Origin of the sequence: Sphingomonas sp. (assembly GCF_031380695.1) — a bacterium.
In the GTDB taxonomy this organism is placed as follows: domain Bacteria; phylum Pseudomonadota; class Alphaproteobacteria; order Sphingomonadales; family Sphingomonadaceae; genus Sphingomicrobium.
In genome coordinates this window covers 1-1,641 of sequence record NZ_JANMWY010000115.1, presented here as the reverse complement: position 1 = coordinate 1,641, position 1,641 = coordinate 1, and the positions used below count along the sequence as shown (strand labels likewise).

Annotated in this window: 3 protein-coding genes; all 3 read left to right on the top strand. The window is 69.8% G+C overall.

What is annotated here, in order from left to right:
• Positions 1-511, top strand: a 511-nt coding sequence (gene pyrE, locus RMN84_RS04290) for an orotate phosphoribosyltransferase (protein ID WP_309610965.1), incomplete at its 5' end; no start/stop codon positions are given.
• On the top strand, positions 508-1,236 hold the full coding sequence (locus RMN84_RS04285; protein WP_309610964.1) for a pyridoxine 5'-phosphate synthase: 729 nt from the start codon (positions 508-510) through the stop codon (positions 1,234-1,236). The genes pyrE and RMN84_RS04285, both read left to right, overlap by 4 nt.
• A gap of 136 nt (positions 1,237-1,372) precedes the next feature.
• The coding region (gene acpS / locus RMN84_RS04280; RefSeq protein ID WP_309610963.1) for a holo-ACP synthase at positions 1,373-1,641 on the top strand (269 nt) is incomplete at its 3' end.

Below are 1,641 nucleotides of genomic sequence, written 5' to 3'. Positions count from 1 at the left end.
CCTTTCATCGGGGCTCCACAGCCCGCGCTACCTGCAATGCGCCCGGGTCCTGATGGACGGCGCCCGGGCCGAGCGGCTCGCCCGCGCGCTCGCCGCCAAGCTGCCCGATGTCGGAATCGACGCGGTCGTCTCTCCGGCGATGGGCGGCGTCATCATCGGCCATGAAATGGGCCGCGCGCTGGGCAGACCGGCGATGTTCGTCGAGCGTCCCGACGGGATATTCGCGCTGCGCCGCGGCTTCGCCCTCGATTCCGGCACGCGCGTGCTGATGGTCGAGGATGTCGTCACCACCGGCCTGTCGTCGCGCGAGGCGATTCTGGCGATCGAGGCGGCCGGCGGCACCGTCGTCGGCGCGGCGAGCCTGGTCGACCGGTCTAATGGCAGCGTCGACCTCGGCGTCCCCTACACGTCGCTGATTCGCCTCGACGTGCCGACCTACGCCGCCGACGCCCTGCCGCCCGCACTTGCCGCAATTCCCGCGATCAAGCCAGGGAGTCGAGCGGCCGCATGACCCGCAAACTCCGCCTGGGGGTCAACATCGACCATGTCGCGACCATCCGGAATGCGCGCGGGGGCGAGCATCCCGACCCGGTGCGTGCCGCCCATGCCGCCGCTCGCGCCGGGGCTGACGGCATCACCGCCCATTTGCGCGAGGACCGGCGCCACATCACCGACCGCGACCTCGACCGGCTGATGGCGGAGATCGACCTGCCGCTCAACCTGGAGATGGCGGCGACGCCGGAGATGCTCGCCATCGCGCTCGCCCACCGCCCTCACGCCGCGTGCATCGTCCCCGAAAAGCGCGAGGAACGGACGACCGAGGGCGGGCTCGACGCGGCCGGGCAGTTCGCCACGCTCCAGCCGTTCGTCGACCAGCTGACCGCCGCCGGTATCCGCGTCAGTCTGTTCATCGAACCGAGCGAGCGGCAGGTCGATGCCGCCTTGCGCCTCGCCGCCCCGGTGGTCGAATATCACACTGGGCGCTTCGCCCATGGGACGGGCGAGGATGCGGTGGTGGAACTGAAGCGCATTGCCGACGCCGCCGCGCTCGCCGCCAAGAACGGCATCGAACCGCACGCCGGCCACGGCCTGACCTTCGCCAATGTCGCCCCGATCGCCGCCATCCCGCAGATCGCCGAACTCAACATCGGCCACTTCCTGATCGGCGAGGCGATTTTTACGGGGCTCGAGGCGAGTGTGAAGCGGATGCGGGCGCTGATGGATGAAGCGCGGTGAATCTCCTCTTCCCCCGGGAGAGGAAGGGGCCCGCGCCGAAGGCGGCGGAAGGTGAGGGTGACGATCCATCCATCACCATCACCCTCACCCCTCCGCGCTTCGCGCTCCCTCCCTCTCCCGCCGGGAGAGGGAATTCATGATCATCGGCATCGGCTCCGACCTGTGCAATATCGAGCGGATCCAGGCGTCGCTCGATCGCTTCGGCGAGCGCTTCCTCAACCGCGTCTTCACGCCGGTCGAACGCGCCAAGGCCGAGCGCCGCTCGTTCACCCGCGCCGCCACGCTGGCCAAGCGCTTCGCGGCCAAGGAAGCCTTTTCCAAGGCGGTCGGCACCGGCTTCAAGCGCGGGGTCTTCAAGAAGGACATCGGCGTCGTCAACGCCCCCTCGGGCGCGCCGACGCTGGC

Excerpts from the sequence above, each read along its gene's own strand:
- RMN84_RS04285 (WP_309610964.1), top strand. The coding sequence starts at position 508 with ATGACCCGCAAACTCCGCCTGGGGGTCAACATCGACCATGTCGCGACC.